Origin of the sequence: Brachybacterium aquaticum, assembly GCF_014204755.1 — a bacterium.
In the GTDB taxonomy this organism is placed as follows: Bacteria; Actinomycetota; Actinomycetes; order Actinomycetales; family Dermabacteraceae; genus Brachybacterium; species Brachybacterium aquaticum.
The window spans coordinates 3,402,820-3,417,537 of record NZ_JACHLZ010000001.1 but is presented as its reverse complement, the minus strand read 5'-3'; the positions used below and the strand labels follow the sequence as shown (position 1 = coordinate 3,417,537).

13 protein-coding genes and 1 pseudogene are annotated in these 14,718 nt (G+C 71.6%); 9 read left to right on the top strand and 5 right to left on the bottom strand.

The window, feature by feature from the left end; translation table 11 throughout:
* The first annotated feature begins 101 nt into the window (after nt 1–101).
* On the top strand, nt 102–896 hold the full coding sequence (locus tag HNR70_RS15395) for a sugar phosphate isomerase/epimerase family protein (protein WP_184326431.1): 795 nt from the start codon (nt 102–104) through the stop codon (nt 894–896).
* A 47-nt stretch (nt 897–943) separates the two neighbouring features.
* Here the strand turns inward: HNR70_RS15395 and HNR70_RS15390 are convergent, their stop codons facing one another.
* On the bottom strand, nt 944–1,645 hold the full coding sequence (locus HNR70_RS15390) for a FadR/GntR family transcriptional regulator (RefSeq protein ID WP_184326430.1): 702 nt from the start codon (nt 1,643–1,645) through the stop codon (nt 944–946).
* A gap of 540 nt (nt 1,646–2,185) precedes the next feature.
* On the opposite strand from HNR70_RS15390, the gene HNR70_RS15385 reads away from it, so the two are divergent.
* The 5 genes from HNR70_RS15385 to HNR70_RS15365 all read left to right on the top strand — a co-directional run bounded on the left by HNR70_RS15385 (nt 2,186) and on the right by HNR70_RS15365 (nt 7,534).
* Complete coding sequence (locus tag HNR70_RS15385; protein WP_184326429.1) at nt 2,186–3,565, top strand: dicarboxylate/amino acid:cation symporter; 1,380 nt, start codon at nt 2,186–2,188, stop codon at nt 3,563–3,565.
* A gap of 145 nt (nt 3,566–3,710) precedes the next feature.
* Complete coding sequence (locus tag HNR70_RS15380; RefSeq protein WP_184326428.1) at nt 3,711–5,306, top strand: NCS1 family nucleobase:cation symporter-1; 1,596 nt, start codon at nt 3,711–3,713, stop codon at nt 5,304–5,306.
* Nucleotides 5,303–6,043: an aspartate/glutamate racemase family protein gene (locus HNR70_RS15375; protein WP_184326427.1), complete on the top strand. Its 741-nt coding sequence runs from the start codon at nt 5,303–5,305 to the stop codon at nt 6,041–6,043. The genes HNR70_RS15380 and HNR70_RS15375 overlap by 4 nt, the downstream gene beginning before the upstream one ends.
* A gap of 94 nt (nt 6,044–6,137) precedes the next feature.
* Entirely contained in the window at nt 6,138–7,277 is a 1,140-nt protein-coding gene (locus HNR70_RS15370; protein WP_184326426.1) for a LacI family DNA-binding transcriptional regulator, read from the top strand.
* A 68-nt stretch (nt 7,278–7,345) separates the two neighbouring features.
* A complete protein-coding gene (locus tag HNR70_RS15365; protein ID WP_184326425.1) occupies nt 7,346–7,534 on the top strand; it encodes a hypothetical protein in 189 nt (62 codons plus the stop codon).
* 27 nt (nt 7,535–7,561) lie between these two features.
* Here HNR70_RS15365 and HNR70_RS15360 read toward each other — a convergent pair whose 3' ends face one another.
* On the bottom strand, nt 7,562–8,839 hold the full coding sequence (locus HNR70_RS15360) for an ATP-binding protein (RefSeq protein ID WP_184326424.1): 1,278 nt from the start codon (nt 8,837–8,839) through the stop codon (nt 7,562–7,564).
* 382 nt (nt 8,840–9,221) lie between these two features.
* Here HNR70_RS15360 and HNR70_RS15355 point away from each other — a divergent pair, with 382 nt between their 5' ends.
* Nucleotides 9,222–9,665 carry a YciI family protein gene (locus HNR70_RS15355; protein WP_184326423.1) on the top strand — a complete coding sequence of 148 codons (444 nt, stop codon included), beginning with the start codon at nt 9,222–9,224 and terminating at the stop codon, nt 9,663–9,665.
* A 30-nt stretch (nt 9,666–9,695) separates the two neighbouring features.
* Here the strand turns inward: HNR70_RS15355 and HNR70_RS15350 are convergent, their stop codons facing one another.
* Genes HNR70_RS15350 through HNR70_RS15340 form a run of 3 tightly spaced genes read right to left on the bottom strand, consistent with a single transcriptional unit; the run spans nt 9,696 to nt 13,020 of the window.
* Entirely contained in the window at nt 9,696–10,550 is an 855-nt protein-coding gene (locus HNR70_RS15350; RefSeq protein WP_184326422.1) for a sugar phosphate isomerase/epimerase family protein, read from the bottom strand.
* Nucleotides 10,547–11,854: a DUF993 family protein gene (locus HNR70_RS15345; protein ID WP_184326421.1), complete on the bottom strand. Its 1,308-nt coding sequence runs from the start codon at nt 11,852–11,854 to the stop codon at nt 10,547–10,549. Before HNR70_RS15345 ends, HNR70_RS15350 begins: the two co-directional genes overlap by 4 nt.
* A gap of 2 nt (nt 11,855–11,856) precedes the next feature.
* The gene (locus HNR70_RS15340) at nt 11,857–13,020 is read right to left on the bottom strand and encodes a Gfo/Idh/MocA family protein (protein WP_184326420.1); all 1,164 of its coding nucleotides are present in this window, start codon (nt 13,018–13,020) and stop codon (nt 11,857–11,859) included.
* 315 nt (nt 13,021–13,335) lie between these two features.
* On the opposite strand from HNR70_RS15340, the gene HNR70_RS15665 reads away from it, so the two are divergent.
* Both HNR70_RS15665 and HNR70_RS16550 read left to right on the top strand, forming a co-directional pair.
* On the top strand, nt 13,336–14,538 hold the full coding sequence (locus HNR70_RS15665) for a glycoside hydrolase N-terminal domain-containing protein (RefSeq protein ID WP_221421153.1): 1,203 nt from the start codon (nt 13,336–13,338) through the stop codon (nt 14,536–14,538).
* A pseudogene (locus HNR70_RS16550) lies at nt 14,424–14,657 on the top strand (glycosyl hydrolase family 95 catalytic domain-containing protein); the annotation flags it as partial. The gene HNR70_RS15665 and the pseudogene HNR70_RS16550, both read left to right, overlap by 115 nt.
* Between the last annotated feature and the right edge of the window lie 61 nt (nt 14,658–14,718).

The following is a 14,718-nucleotide window of genomic DNA, read 5'->3' as shown; positions in this document are numbered from 1 at the left end:
GGAGCGAGGTCGAAGAGGTGAAGAGCGCCGACCGCGGTGTCGGGCGTTCGCGGCTACGCTCGAATCGCGCGACCCCTCGCCTCACCTCGTGAAGGAGCCCCATGATCCGCCCCGGCCTCTGCTCGGTGACTTTCCGTGGTCTCGACGTGCCGCGCGTGGTCGAGCTCGCCGCGCACGCGGACCTGGAGTGCATCGAATGGGCCGGGGACGTGCACGTCCCGCCAGGTGACGTCGACGCAGCGCGTCGCGCGAGGAAGGCCACCGAGGACGCCGGGCTCGCCGTCGCGTCCTACGGCTCTTACCTGCGCTTCGAGGGCGCCGTCGAGGAGGTCGCCGCCGAGGGCGAGGCCGTACTGGCCTCCGCCCTCGCGCTCGGCGCTCCCCGGATCCGGGTGTGGGCGGGGAGTGCGGGCTCGGCCGACGTCGGCCCCGAGCAGCGCGCCCGCCTGGTCGCGCGCCTCGCCGCGTTCGCCCGTCGCGCCGACGCCGAGGGCGTCGACCTGGGGCTCGAGTTCCACGGCCGCACGCTCACCGACGAGATCGGCTCGACCCTGCGCCTGCTCGACGAGGTGGGCGAGGTGAACGTCCGCTCCTACTGGCAGCCGCACCAGGACATGCCGGAGGCCGACGCGCTCGACACTCTGCGCGAGGTCCTCCCCCGCACCTCGAGCATCCACGTCTTCTCCTGGTGGCCGGGGCACGAGCGCCTTCCCCTCGCGGAGCGCTCCTCCCTGTGGCGCGAGGTGTTCACGCTGCTCCAGGCGCACGACCGGGAGAACGGCGGCGAGCGCGATGCGTTGCTCGAGTTCATCCCGGGCGACGATCCCGACCTGCTCCCCCGCGAGGCGGCGACGCTGCGCGAGCTGCTCGGTGAGGCTGCGCGCGCTGCTCAGTGAAGCTGCGCTCCTCAAGCCGACACCCGCACGGCTCCGGCGCTCTGCGCTCACCTCCCGGGAGTGCTGATCTCCTGGACCTCGGCGAGGTGGGCATCCATGGCGGCACGGGCAGCCTCGGCATCCCCTGTCCGGACAGCCTCCAGGATCGCGCGATGACCCGCGAGGGAGGTGCGGCGGCGGTCGACGGTCCTGTGGGAGGCGAGCCGCTCCCCCTCCGTCTGGGCAGCGGCGAACTCCATCAGTGCCGGCAGCAGCGGATTCCGGGAGGCGCGGGCGAGCAGGTGGTGGAACTCGACGTCGCGGCGCACGGACTCCTCGGGGTCGAGGTGCTCACTGGTGGTCTCGAGCGCCCGCCGCAGCAGCACCAGGTCCGAGGGGAGGGCGCGCTGGGCGGCGAGCCGGGCGATCTCCGGCTCGACGATGCGGCGCAGCTCGATCGCATTACGCACCTCGGGCGGGGTGGCGGCCAGCAACGAGGCCAGGTCCGCGGCCTCCGAGGGCGGGCCCAGCACGGTGGTGCCGCGGCCCTGCCGGCGAGCGATCAGGTGCTTGGCCTCGAGCTCGGAGAGCGCCTGGCGCACCGTGGCCCGTGAGACCCCGTACTGCTCGGACAGGGCTCGCTCCGAGGGCAGCAAGGTGCCGGCCGGCTGCTCGCCCGCGCGGATCCGCGTCTCGAGGAGGCCGGCGAGCTCGGCGCCGAGCCGGGAAGGAGCCAGACCCTGGTCGGGGCGCTCCGCGGTGATGTCCATCGGCCCATGGTGGCACAGCGGACGGACCACTCTGACCGCGCGCCTGACGTCCTTACGAGAGGAATGGGCGATCACCAGCACTGACGCGGCCCACCGCCGCGTGCTACGCTGGATTCGTCCACTGGTTAGACCAGTTCCGCCCCAGGCGTGAGCCGTCGTTTCGGCCACTGCGCCGACCCCCCGTCGGCCGCTGGGACAGACCTCGGTCCGCCACTGATGGACACACCGCGGGGCCATGCCCCGCAAGCCCGTGCACGCCGTGGCCCGGAGCGATCCTGTACCGGACCGCACCATTCCCCGGGCGAGGTGGCATGGGACGGTCCCCCACCCACCCCACTGCACCGTTCCGCGACGACGGGAACGGACCCCCGCTCCTCGGCCTGGCCAGTACGGAGCGGTCCTCCGGCATGCCCTGGAACCGATGTCTCACGGGAGCGGAACGCTGATCACGAGACGGTCACGCCACCCCCTCGACCGGGCCTGCACACCCTTGCCTCCATAGTTTCGAGCCACTTCGACCGCTCGATCTGGAGGACCCCGATGACGTTCTGGAAGCACCCCGCCGTGCTGATCGCGGCCGGCGCCATCGCCGGGGCCGCGGTCGGCCTGATCGTCGGGGAACCGGCCGGCGAGCTGAAGGTCTTCGGCGATGTGTTCATCCGCCTGGTGCAGATGGCGATCGTTCCGCTGGTGATGGCCTCGGTGGTCGTGGGCACCGGCTCGCTCGCCGGCGCCGGGACCGGCCGCCTCGCCGCCCGCACCGTCGGCTGGATGCTCGGGTTCTCGCTGATCTCCGCACTGCTCGCCTGGGTGCTGGCGGCGACCCTCCGCCCGGGCGCCGGGATCGACCTCAGCGGCGTGGCGGATCCGGGTCTGGACGCCTCCGCCGCCGAGGCGACCACCTGGCAGGACACCCTGCTCGGCTTCGTCTCCACCAACGTGTTCGAGGCGATGTCCGCCGGGAGCATGATCCCGGTGATCGTGTTCTCGGTGCTGTTCGGCCTGGCCCTGAACCGCTACGTGGCCACCAGCGGGAACCGACTGGTGCTGGAGCTCGCGACCCAGCTGCAGAGCGTGCTGCTGGGCATGATCCGGCTGGTCATGCTGATCGCCCCGATCGGCGTGTTCTGCCTGCTGGCCGCCCTCACCGGCACCGTCGGCGCGAGCGTCGTCCTCTCCGGCCTCGCCTACCTCGGCACCACGGCCCTGGGCGTGGCGATCCTGACGGTCCTGTTCGTCGTGGTGGTCTCCCTGCGCACGGGCCTGAACCCGCTGCGCCTTCCCGCCCACCTCGCCGAGCAGACGGCGGTGGCCGTGACCACCACCAGCTCGGCGGTCACCTTCCCCACCGTGCTGCGCACCGCGATCGAGCGCATCGGCGTCAGCCCGCGGATCGCGAACTTCACCCTGTCGCTGGGGATGACCATGGGCTCCTACGGCGCGGTCCTGAACTACATGATCGTGGTGATGTTCCTGGCGCAGTCCGGGGACATGCAGCTGGGAGTGGGCCAGATCGTGCTGGGCATGGCGCTGGCGATCCTGCTGAACATGGGCACCATCACCGTGCCCGGCGGGTTCCCCGTGGTGGCGATGTTCCTGGCCACCACGATGGGTCTGCCGTTGGAGGCGGTGGGTCTGCTGATCGCCGTGGACTGGTTCACCGGAATCCTGCGCACCTTCCTCAACGTCAACGGCGACACCGTCGTGGCGATGCTGGTCAGTCACGCCGAGGGCGAGCTGGACCGCGAGGTGTACGCGGGTGCCCGCCGCGCCTCGACCGAGGACGCCCCGTCGGACGCCTCGCCGTCCGACGCCCTGCCGTCCGGTGCCCTGCCGTCGGCGTCCGACGCCCCGCCGTCGTCCCCCTCGGCCGCAGCGGAGCCGCGCCCCGCGCTGGCCACATCAACGACCTCAGCCTGACGGGCCCCGTCCCGCCGGTCCTGTGCCACCCCGTTCCCCTACCCCTTCTGCTCCACCCTGCCCATTCCCGCGCCGCCGCTTCGACGTCGCGCCCTCCGCGAGAGGTCCTGCCTTGAACGCCATCGCCCCGCCCCCGCTTCCTCCGATGACTCCTCCCGTCGCCTCCGCTCCGACCGCTCCTGACCCGAGGCTGACCAACGAGGATCTCGCAGCGCTTCCTCCGACGAAGCAGAAGTGGTCCAGCTACAACATCTTCGCGTTCTGGATGAGCGATGTGCACTCGGTGGGCGGGTACGTCACCGCGGGCTCCCTGTTCGCCCTCGGCATCGCCAGCTGGCAGGTGCTCGTCTCCCTGATCGTCGGCATCCTCATCGTGCAGCTCTTCGCGAACCTGGTCGCCAAGCCGAGCCAGCGCACCGGCGCGCCCTACCCGGTGGTGAACCGCTTCCTCTTCGGCGTGCGCGGAGCGAACCTGCCCGCGGTGATCCGCGGCGTGATCGCGATCGCCTGGTACGGGGTGCAGACCTACCTCGCCTCCGAGGCGCTGACGATCGTGCTGTTGAAGTTCATCCCCTCGACCGCGGCCCTGCTCGAACCGAGCTTCCTCGGCCTGGATGCGCTCGGCTGGATCTCCTACGGCATCCTCTGGGTCGCCCAGGTGGCGGTCTTCTGGAAGGGCATGGACACGATCCGACGGTTCATCGACTGGGCGGGTCCGGCCGTGTACGTCGTGATGATCGTGCTGGCCGTGTACATGGTCTCGCAGGCGGGCTGGGAGAACATCAGCCTGAACCTCTCCTCGGGCCCCTCGATGAGCCTCGCAGCCTCCATCCCCGTGATGATCACCGCGATCGCGATCGTGGTCTCCTACTTCTCCGGCCCGATGCTGAACTTCGGCGACATCTCCCGCTACGGGCGCAGCTACGACGCCGTGAAGAAGGGCAACTTCTGGGGGCTGCCCGTCAACTTCCTGTTCTTCTCGATCCTCACCGTGGTGACCGCCTCCGCCACCGTGCCGGTCTTCGGCGAGCTGATCACCGACCCGATCCACACCGTGGAGCGCATCGACCACTGGTTCGCGATCCTGCTGGGCGGGCTCACCTTCGTCACCGCCACCGTGGGCATCAACATCGTCGCCAACTTCATCGCCCCCGCCTTCGACTTCTCGAACGTGGCACCGCAGAAGATCTCCTGGCGCACCGGCGGGATGATCGCCGCCGTCGGCTCGGTGATCCTCACCCCGTGGAACTGGTACTCGAACGACGAGGCGATCCACTACACGCTCGGCATCCTCTCGGCCCTCATCGGTCCCCTGTTCGGCATCCTCATCTCGGGGTACTACGTCGTCGCCCGGCAGCGGATCAAGGTCGAGGCGATGTACTCGATGGAGGAGACCGGACCGTACTGGTATCGGCGCGGCGTGAACCCGAATGCGATCGCGGCCGTTCTCGGTGCAGGACTGCCCACCATCGCCGTGGCGATCCTGCCTCGCGGCCTCAGCGGTGCCGGTCTGATGCCGCAGGCCTGGGCCTCGATCAGCGACTTCAGCTGGTTCATCGGCTGCGCTCTGGGGTTCATCCTGTTCACGGTGCTCGAGCGGGTCCGGCCGCAGGTGCCGCAGCTGGACGGAGAGGTCCGCGGGATCTCCGACGGCACCTCGGAGAGCTCCTGGGCCGACGAGGGCTCGCACGCCTCCCAGGTCGGCACCTCAGCCTCCCTCCCGGAGGGAGTGGACCGATGATCCGCCTGACGATCATCAACCCGAACACCTCCGCGGCGATGACGGAGAAGATCGGTCACGCGGCCCGGTCGGTCGCCGCACCGGACACCGAGATCCGCGCCCTCTGCCCCGGGCCGCTGGACGGACCTGCGGCGATCGAGTCCCACAGCGACGAGATCCGGGCGGCGGCCGCGGTCCAGGCCCTCATCCAGGACGACCTCGCCCGGGGCGGCAGCGACGGCTACATCATCGCCTGCTTCGGCGATCCGGGCCTGGACGCCGCCCGGGAGCTCGTGGATGTGCCGGTGATCGGCGTCGCCGAGGCGGCGATGCACGTCGCCATGCTGGCCGGACGGACCTTCGGGATCGTCACCACGCTCTCGCGGACCCTCGGCCGGGCACGGGACATCGCGCATCGCTACGGGGCCGACGGCGCCCTGGTCGCGGCGTACGGTTCGGGGCTCGGGGTCCTCGAGCTCGAGGACACCCGACCCGAGGCGTACGAACGGATCCTCGGCTGGTGCCGGACGGTGGTGGAGGAGGACGAGGCCGACGTGGTCGTGCTCGGCTGCGCGGGGATGGCGGATCTCTGCCACCGTCTCAGCGCCTCGCTGGGCGTGCCGGTCGTCGACGGGGTCGCCGCAGCGGTCGGGCTCGCCTCGGGCATGGCCCGCATGGGCGTCGGCACCTCGAAGCGCGACGAGTACGCACACCCACCCCTGGCGCCGAGGGTCCGGGCGGCGGAGACCACTGTGTGACTCCTCGACGGAAGACCAGGCGGGGCGGGAGCGCGACGCTATGCTGAGCGGCACCGGGACAGCGTTTCCCGGTGCTGTCCCAGAAGGAGTCCCCGTGCCCGCCGTGCGCCTCAGCGACGTCGCCCAGGACGCCGGCGTGTCCCTCGCCACCGCGTCCCGGGTGCTCAACGGCTCCGCCCGCGTGCCGGGCAAGGAGGTGGCCGAGAAGGTCCGCGCCTCCGCCGCGAAGCTCGGCTACGTCCCCAACGCCCAGGCGCAGGCCCTCGCCCGCTCCCGCTCGGGACTGATCGGCCTGGTCGTCCACAACATCGACGACCCCTACTTCGCGGCGATCGCGGGCGAGATCCAGCAGCAGCTGTTCGCCACCCAGTCCCAGGTGCTGCTCACCCAGACCGGCCGTGACATCGACACCGAGATCCGGGCGCTGCGGGCGCTGATCGCGCAGCAGGTCGATGCGCTGATCCTCGTCGGCTCGCACCGCTACGGCGTCGAGGCGGATGCCTCGATCAGCACGCTGTTGCAGGGCTTCGAGCGCAACGGCGGGACCGTGGTGGGCCTCGGACAGTCCCTCGGGATGGGCCGGACCCTCGCCCCGGACAACGCCGAGGCCGCCGAGGAGCTCGCCGACGCGCTGATCGTGGAGGGGCACCGCCGCTTCGCCGTGGTCGAGGGGATCACGGGCATCCCGTCGGCCGGCGACCGCACCGGCGGCTTCGTCAAGGCGCTCACCGAGGCAGGGATCGAGCCTGAGCTGAGCATCGCCGCGGGGCTGACCCGCCAGGGCGGCCTCGAGCTCGCCGCGCGCCTGGCCCAGCACCTCGAGGACTCCCCGTCGGCCGAGGACCTGCCGCTGTGCGTGTTCGCCCCGGCCGACGTCATGGCCCTCGGCGCACTCGGCGAGCTGCGACGCCGCGGCATCGACGTGCCCGGCCAGGTCGCCGTCGCCGGCTTCGGCGGCGTCAGCGCCGCGGCGGATGCGAACCCGTCCCTCACGACGATCGCCCTGCCGCTCGCGGAGATGGCCGCGCAGGCCGTCGCCTGGGTGCGCGAGAGCTCCGGCGGTCGTGGCGCGTCGGCCGACGGTGACGACACGGCCGACGGGGGCTCCTCGATCGGTGCGGGCCCGTCGCGCGGCGACGGCACGTCGGCCGACGGGGTGGCGAACGCCCACGTGGTGCACGTGCGCGGCGACGTGGTGCTGCGAGAGTCGACGGCACTGAGCGCCGCGCGATGACACATTCCGGCCCCGACCGCACCACCCCCGCCGAGCGAAACGCGCCTGCACGCGGCCCACTCCCCTACGTGGCGATGTGGCTCGTGGCCGTCACGCTCAGCGTCGTCGGGCCGATCGCAGCGTCCGCGACGGGCGATGATCCGCTGGACGTCCGCAACAGGTCAGGGATGATCCTCGCGCCAGTGGTCGCGATCGGCCTGGCAGTCGCCGGCGTCACGGGGTTCCTCTGGGAGCGGGAAGCCCGCCGGAGCCGCTGACCGACCGGGCTGGCACGGGCGGCCGAGTCAGGGCGCGAGATCGCCGAGCGAGCAGGTCACGGTGCCGTCCCCCGCGGTGAGCACAGGCCCGGTGCCCGTGACGACCAGCGAGAACGCCGGCTCCCCCACCACGCTCGTGTCGATCTCCTCGATCGCAGCGCGGAGCGATGCCACCCCTGCGGAGATCTGTCCGCCCCCGAGCTTGATCTCCACGGCCCCCCATCTCCCGTCCGGGAGCAGGACGATCGCGTCGATCTCCTTCCCGTTGGAGTTGCGGTAGTGCCTCACCTCCCCGTCCTGGGCCGAGGCGAGGACGAGGAGATCGTGGACAACGGCGCTCTCGAACAGCAGTCCCAGCGTCTCCAGGTCGGCGAGCAGCGCCTCCGGCCCCGCACCGAGTGCAACGGCGGCCAGAGAGGGGTCGACCAGATGGAGCTTGGGCGATCGACGCAGCCGTGCTCGCGAGCGCACAGCCGGCGCCCAGGGCAGCTGCGCCTCGACGACGAAGAGGCGCTCGAGCAGTTCGACGTATCCGCGGGTGGTCTCCGCGGAGATACTCGAAGCGATGGCCCGAAGGTCCTTGGCGAGTGTCACGTATGTGACCTCCGAGGCCGTGGAGCGGGCCAATGAGCGGATCAGCTGGCGGATCGCGTCCGGACCGTGGCGCACATCGCTCAGCCGGCGCACGTCGGTCCGAGCGATCTCGTCGATGTATCCGCGCAGTCGTTGTGCGGACTGCGCATGGTCGAGCGCGGTCATCGCAGGGAACCCGGGTTGCACGATGCCGTCGATCACGGACTCGATCGCCGGCTCCCCTCCCGTCGACGCGGCAGGGCGCTCACCATCGAACAGAGCCATGAGGCTGACCCGTCCCGGCTCGCCATCGCGCTTCTCGTGCCAGCTCATCGTCCGCTGTCGCAGCCGGAGGAACCTCCCTGCCCCCGTGTGCCGGGTGATGTCGTCGGCGGGCAATGCGGACCCAGTGAGCAGGTACTGCCCCGCGGACTCCGAGCGGTCGACCGCTCGCCGCACCAGATTCCAGATGTCAGGGGCCACCTGCCACTCGTCCAGAAGGCGCGGCCTCTCACCCTCCAGTAGAGCCTCGGGGGCGATCTCCAGGAGCTGGCGGGTCCGGGGGTCATCGACGAAGGCGTAGGAGCGCGCCGCGTTCAGCGCAGTCATCGTCTTCCCACTGGCACGTGCACCTTCGATCACGACGGCCCCTGCGGCCTCGAGCGCTCGCTGCACGGCGAGATCGATGATTCGTGGGCGATACGCCCGACCGAGCTCCTGACCCGTATCCATCTGCCCCCTCTGCCTGTCATGGCGAAGCATCGGCGCAGGCAGATCACCCGCAACGCACGATCCGCACCTCGTGAACCAGCTCCATCAGATGCGCTGGGCTGGATTCTGCAGACATCCTAACCTGGATCCTGCAGACCTTCTAGCCTGGATCTCGCAGACGTCCTAACCCGGATCCTGCAGACCTTCTAGCCCGGATTCTGCAGACTCCCTAGCCTGGATCCTGCAGATTCCGCGCCGCGTCCGCCGCGCATCCCTCGCTGGCGGCGCCAGGCCTCACGAGCCCGTCGGCCCCCTCGCCCATGGTGCGAGCGTCGGCCCCGGGCCCTACGCTGAACGCGGCACGGGGCACCTCGCCCCGACCACCGGCCCTTGAGGAGCTGCGATGAAGTACATGCTGATCATGCGCGCGACGGACGCGGCCCTCGCGGCCTCGCAGGACGTCGACTTCGAGGAGGTCGTCAACGCCATGGGCGCCTTCAACGAGGCGATGATCCAGGCCGACGTCCTCCGCGCGGGCGAAGGCCTCTCCGACGCGGCCGACGAGGCGAACTTCGTGGTCGACTTCTCGCAGACCCCGCCGTCGGTCTCGACCGGCGCCTACGGCCCCACCGAGTCGCTGTTCAACGGCTGGTGGATCCTCGAGGTCGCCTCGCGCGAGGAGGCCGAGTCGTGGGCGGTGCGCTGCCCGCTCGGCCCCGGGATGAAGCTCGAGGTGCGACGAATCCACGCCGATGAGGAGATCGCCGCCCTCGTCTCCGAGGACAACGAGTACATCGCCAAGGAGAAGGGCTGGCGCGCGGAGCAGGAGCAGCGCGGGGAGCGCTGACGGCGTCCTCTCAGTTCCCACCCGCCCCGCTCACGCGTGGGGCAGCACGAGCTCCAGGTAGCGGTCCTTGACGATCCCGAGCGACTCCTCGACCGGGGTCGCCCACACGTCCTCGTTGAAGATCTCGACCTCGATGTCCCCGGTGTATCCGGCGTCCCTGATCAGCGTGGTGATCGCGGGGAAGTCGACGAAGCCGTCGCCCATGTAGCCGCGGGAGAACAGCGGCTCGGCGGCCAGCGGCAGGTTCCAGTCGCACACCTGGTAGCAGAGCAGCCGGTTCGTCTCGGCGGCGCGGGTGATCGCGGAGGCCAGGGCCGGGTCCCACCACACGTGGTAGGTGTCCACCACGACCCCCACGGCGTCGCTGCCCACGGCCTCGGCGATGTCGAGGGCCTGGTGGGTGGTGGAGAGCACTGCCCGGTCGGCCGCGAACATGGGGTGCATCGGCTCGAGGGAGAGGGTGATCCCGGCGTCCTCGGCGTACGGGGCGAGGGTCGCGATGTTCTCGGTGACGCGCTCGCGCGCGGCGACGAGGTCCTTGTCCTCGCGGGTCAGTCCGCCGACGACCATGACGAGCGTGGGCGCACCGAGGGCGACCGCCTCGTCGATCGCGCGGCGGTTGTCCTCGAGCGCCGCGGCGCGGTCCGTCTCGTCGGCCGTGGTGAGGAACCCGCCGCGGCACAGGCTCGTCACGCGCAGTCCGGCGTCGTCGACGCGGCGGCGCAGGGCCGGCAGCCCCACCTCCTCGACGTCCTGACGCCACAGGCCCACGGCCTCGATGCCGTGGGCAGCGGTGGCCTCGAGGAAGTCCTGCAGAGGGGTGGTGCGGCAGGTCCAGCGGTTGATGGACAGGCGCGGGGCGGGGCCGGCGGTCTGCGGGGTCATCGGGAAGCTCCCTGGAGCTGGTCGGCGTTCTCGCTGCCCGCACCCTCGCCGGTGACGTCGTACCCGTTCACGGCCAGCATCGCGTGCCAGCGCTCGGCGGCGAGGGCCGGATCCTCGAGGTTGCCGGTGGTAGCGGCGAGCTCGAGGGTGCGCGAGAGGTGAGGCAGGCTGCGCGCGGAGTGCATGCCGGCCACCATCTGGAAGGCCTGCTGGTGTCCGTTCAGCCAGGCCAGGAACGCGACGCCGGTCTTGTAGTGGTAGGTGGGGGCGGAGAAGACGTGCCGGGCGAGCTGCTCGGAGGCGTCGAGGATGCGCCGCGCCTCCGCAGGATCCCCGGCGTCGAGCGCCTGCACGGCGGCCGACGCGGCAGGCGCGGTCGCGGCGAAGGCGCCGAGCAGCGCGTCGGAGTACTCCCCCGGCGCCTGGGCCTCGTCGGCCTCTCCCGTCGAGGTGCCGTCGCCGACGATGAGGTGGGAGAAGTGGAAGTCGTCGCCGGTGAGCATGCGCACGCCCTTGGGTAGGCGCTCGCGCACGGCGATCTCGGCGGCGTCGTCCAGCAGACTCATCTTCACGCCGCGGATGCGGGCGGGGTCCTCGCCGATGATGCGCAGCAGCGTCTCCGCCCCGACCTCGGGGGCGTCGCTGCCGAAGTAGCCCGCCAGCTGCGGGTCGAAGGCGGTGCCGAGCCAGTGCAGGACCACCGGCGCGGTGGCCTCGGCGAGCACGCGGCGGTAGACGTCCTCGTAGTCCGCGGCGGAGGTCGCGGCGGCCGCGAGATGGCGGCTGGCCATGAGCACGGCCCCGGCGCCGCTCGCCTCGGTGGCGCGCAGCTGCTCCACGTAGGCGTCGACGATCTCGTCGAGGCTCAGCGCGCTCTCGCTGCGCTGGTCGGTGTTGACCCCGGCGACGACGAGGTCGGCGACCGTCGCACCGGGCCGGAAGACCGCCGCGATCGCGGGATCGGCGAGCGCCTCGCGGGCGGCCTCGGCCGTGCGGGAGATGAGCTCGCGGGTCGCCGCGGGGCCCAGGCCCATGTTGCGCTGGGCGGTGTCCATCGCGTCGGCCACCCCGAGGCCGCGGGACCACATGGTGCGGCGGAAGGCGAGGGTCGGGTCCCAGTCGACGTCCGCCGGGGCGCCGGGGGTGTTGTCGCCGTGGACCTTCGGCACCACGTGCACCGCGGCGTAGACGACGCGGGAGCGCAGCGGCGCGGTGGGCGGCGCGAAGGCCGGGGCGGGGTCGACGTCCAGGCGTCGCAGGGAGCCGTCCTCGTCGAGCAGGGTGAGCTGCAGGGACTCGCTCATGCTCACACCTCCGTCAGCGGGTCGAGGGTGATGCGGCGACCCTCGGCGGAGCTGGCGAGCCCCGCCTCGGCAAGGCGCACGCCGCGGGCGCCGGAGAGGAAGTCGAAGGGGTATTCACGTCCTTCGATGTAGTGGCGCAGGAAGTCCTCCCACTGCACCTTGAAGCCGTTGTCGAAACCGTCGGGGGCGGCGTTGTCCGGGACCTCGATCCAGTCGGCGCGGTAGTCGTGGCCGTCCTTGACGTCGGGGTTCCACACGGGCTTCGGCGTCGCCTCGCGGGGCTGGATGCGGGCGCCGTGCAGACCCACCACGGCGGAGCCCTCGGTGCCGTCGACCTGGAACTCGACCAGCTCGTCGCGGTGCACGCGCACGTCCCAGCTGGAGTTCATCTGGACCACGGTGCCGCCCTCGAGGCGGAACACGCCGTAGGCCGCGTCGTCGGCGGTGGCGGTGTACTCCTGGCCCTTCTCGTCCCAGCGGGTGCCGATGTGGGTGGCGGTCTGGGCGTAGACGTCCTCGACGCGGCCGAACAGCTCCTCGATGACGTAGTTCCAGTGGGGGAACATGTCCGCGACGATGCCGCCGCCGTCCTCGGAGCGGTAGTTCCAGGAGGGACGCTGGGCGCTCTGCCAGTCGCCTTCGTAGACCCAGTACCCGAACTCGCCGCGCACGGAGAGGATCTCGCCGAAGAAGCCCGCGTCGATCAGGCGGCGCAGCTTGAGCAGGCCGGGGAGGTAGAGCTTGTCGTGGACGACGCCGTTGACGACCCCGGCCTCCTTCGCCAGGCGCGCGAGCTCGAGCGCGTCCTCGAAGGACTCGGCGGTGGGCTTCTCGGTGCAGATCGCCTTGCCGGCGGCGATCGCCTTCTTGAGGTTCGCGACGCGGAGGTTGGTCACCAGCGCGTCGACGTAGACCTCGTAGTCCGGGTTCGCGAGCGCCTCGTCGACATCGGTCGTCCAGCTGGCCAGGCCGTGCTTCTCGGCGACGCCGCGCAGCTTCTCCTCGTTGCGGCCGACGAGCAGCAGGTCGGGCATGAGCCGGTCCCCGTCGGCCAGCTCCACCCCGCCCTGCTCGCGGATCGCGAGCAGCGAGCGCACCAGGTGCTGGCGGTAGCCCATGCGCCCGGTGGCGCCGTTGACGATGATCCCGATCCTGCGTTCTGTCATGGGAGGTGCTCTCTTCCGTGCTGGGGGCCCGCCGCGCCTCATCGCGGGCGGTAACCGCTTTCCATCTCGGGTATTCAACCATGGGGACAGCGGGTTCGGCAAGCGCATGCCGGGCACGAGTCGCCACCTGTCGGCGGGGCAATAGATGGCACGCTGTGGTCGAGTTCATATCGTCCCGCCTACGAAGACAGTTCAGCGTCTCCCTGCACGGGACACCGCGCTCGAGGACGACGCCACGACCAGGGCGCCCCCCGACCCCTCGCCACCTCCGCACCGCTCACGACCCAGCCTTCGCCCCCCTCGGAAGGGCCTCCCGTGACTTCTCCCCTCGCACTCCGCCGATACGGCCCGGCCACAAGCTGGCGGGACGCGCTTCCCCTCGGTAACGGCCGGATCGGGGCGATGGCCTGGGGCGATCCCGCCCGGGCACGCTTCTCGCTGAACGAGTCGACGCTCTGGTCCGGCGCCCCGGACGTCGACGCCCCCCACCGCACCTCGCACCTCGACGCGGAGACCGCGCTCTCCCGCTCGCGCGCCCTGTTCGAGTCCGGCGACGCGGCGGGCGCCCAGCGAGAGATCGAACGACTCGGTGCCTCCTTGTCGCAGGCGTACGTCCCCCTCGGGGACCTCGTGGTCCGGTTCGAGGGCGGGGGCGGCTCGGCCGACGGGGACTCTGCGGCCGACGGGGGCTCCGCGGCCGATGCGGTCTCTCCGGCCGACGGGCCGGGCGCCGCGAAGTCTGCGGTCGACGGGTCGGCCCCGTCGGTCGAGCGCGTCCTGGACCTCGAGCGGTCCGAGCACGTGGTGACCGCCAGCGACGGCGAGCAGGTCTCGTTCCTCAGCCGGGCCGACGAGGTGCTGGTGCACGCCCTCCCCTGCCCCGAGGGCGACCGCGTGGTGCTCGAGTGGACGTCGCCGCTGCTCGAGGAGATGCGCACCGACGTCTCCGCGGGCTTGGACTCCGCGGGGGCCGTCGACTCCGAGGCCGGTGTCCCCGACCCCGCGCACGAGGCCGCTCTCGACCTGGTGCTGCCCGTCCCGTCGGACCTCCGCGCCGCGGACTTCCGCGACGAGCACAAGATCGCCTGGGCGGCAGACGGGCCGACGCGCGCGGCGGTCGTGGTGCACGCGCGCCGCGAGGCCGAACGGCTGCTCGTCGTGTGCGCCATCGCGACCAGCTGGCAGGGCCTCGGCAGGGCGCCGAACCGGGACCTGCGCGCTGTGCTCGCCGAGGCGCGCGCTCAGGCCGCCGCCGCGCTCGCCCGCGGCGAGGAAAAGCTGCGCACCCGGCACCGCGCCCATCCCGCACCCGGCACGGACGAGGTGTCGCTGCAGCTCACCGGCTCACCGGCTCTCCGGAGTCCGAGCAGCTCACCACCGTCTTCGCCTACGGCCGCTACCTGCTGGCGGCGTCGTCGCGTCCCGGCCTGCCGCCCGCGACCCTGCAGGGGATCTGGAAGGCCGAGCTCGAGGCGCCCTGGTCCTCGAACTACACCACGAACATCAACCTCGAGATGAACCACTGGGGCGCCGGCATCGCCCACGTCCCCGAGGCCTCCGCCGCGCCCGGGGAGTTCGTGGCGATGCTGCGCGAGCCCGGGCGGGAGACCGCCCACCGCCTCTACGGGGCCGACGGCTGGACCGCGCACCACAACACCGATCCCTGGGGGTACACCGGCCCGGTGCGGGGACGCGTCC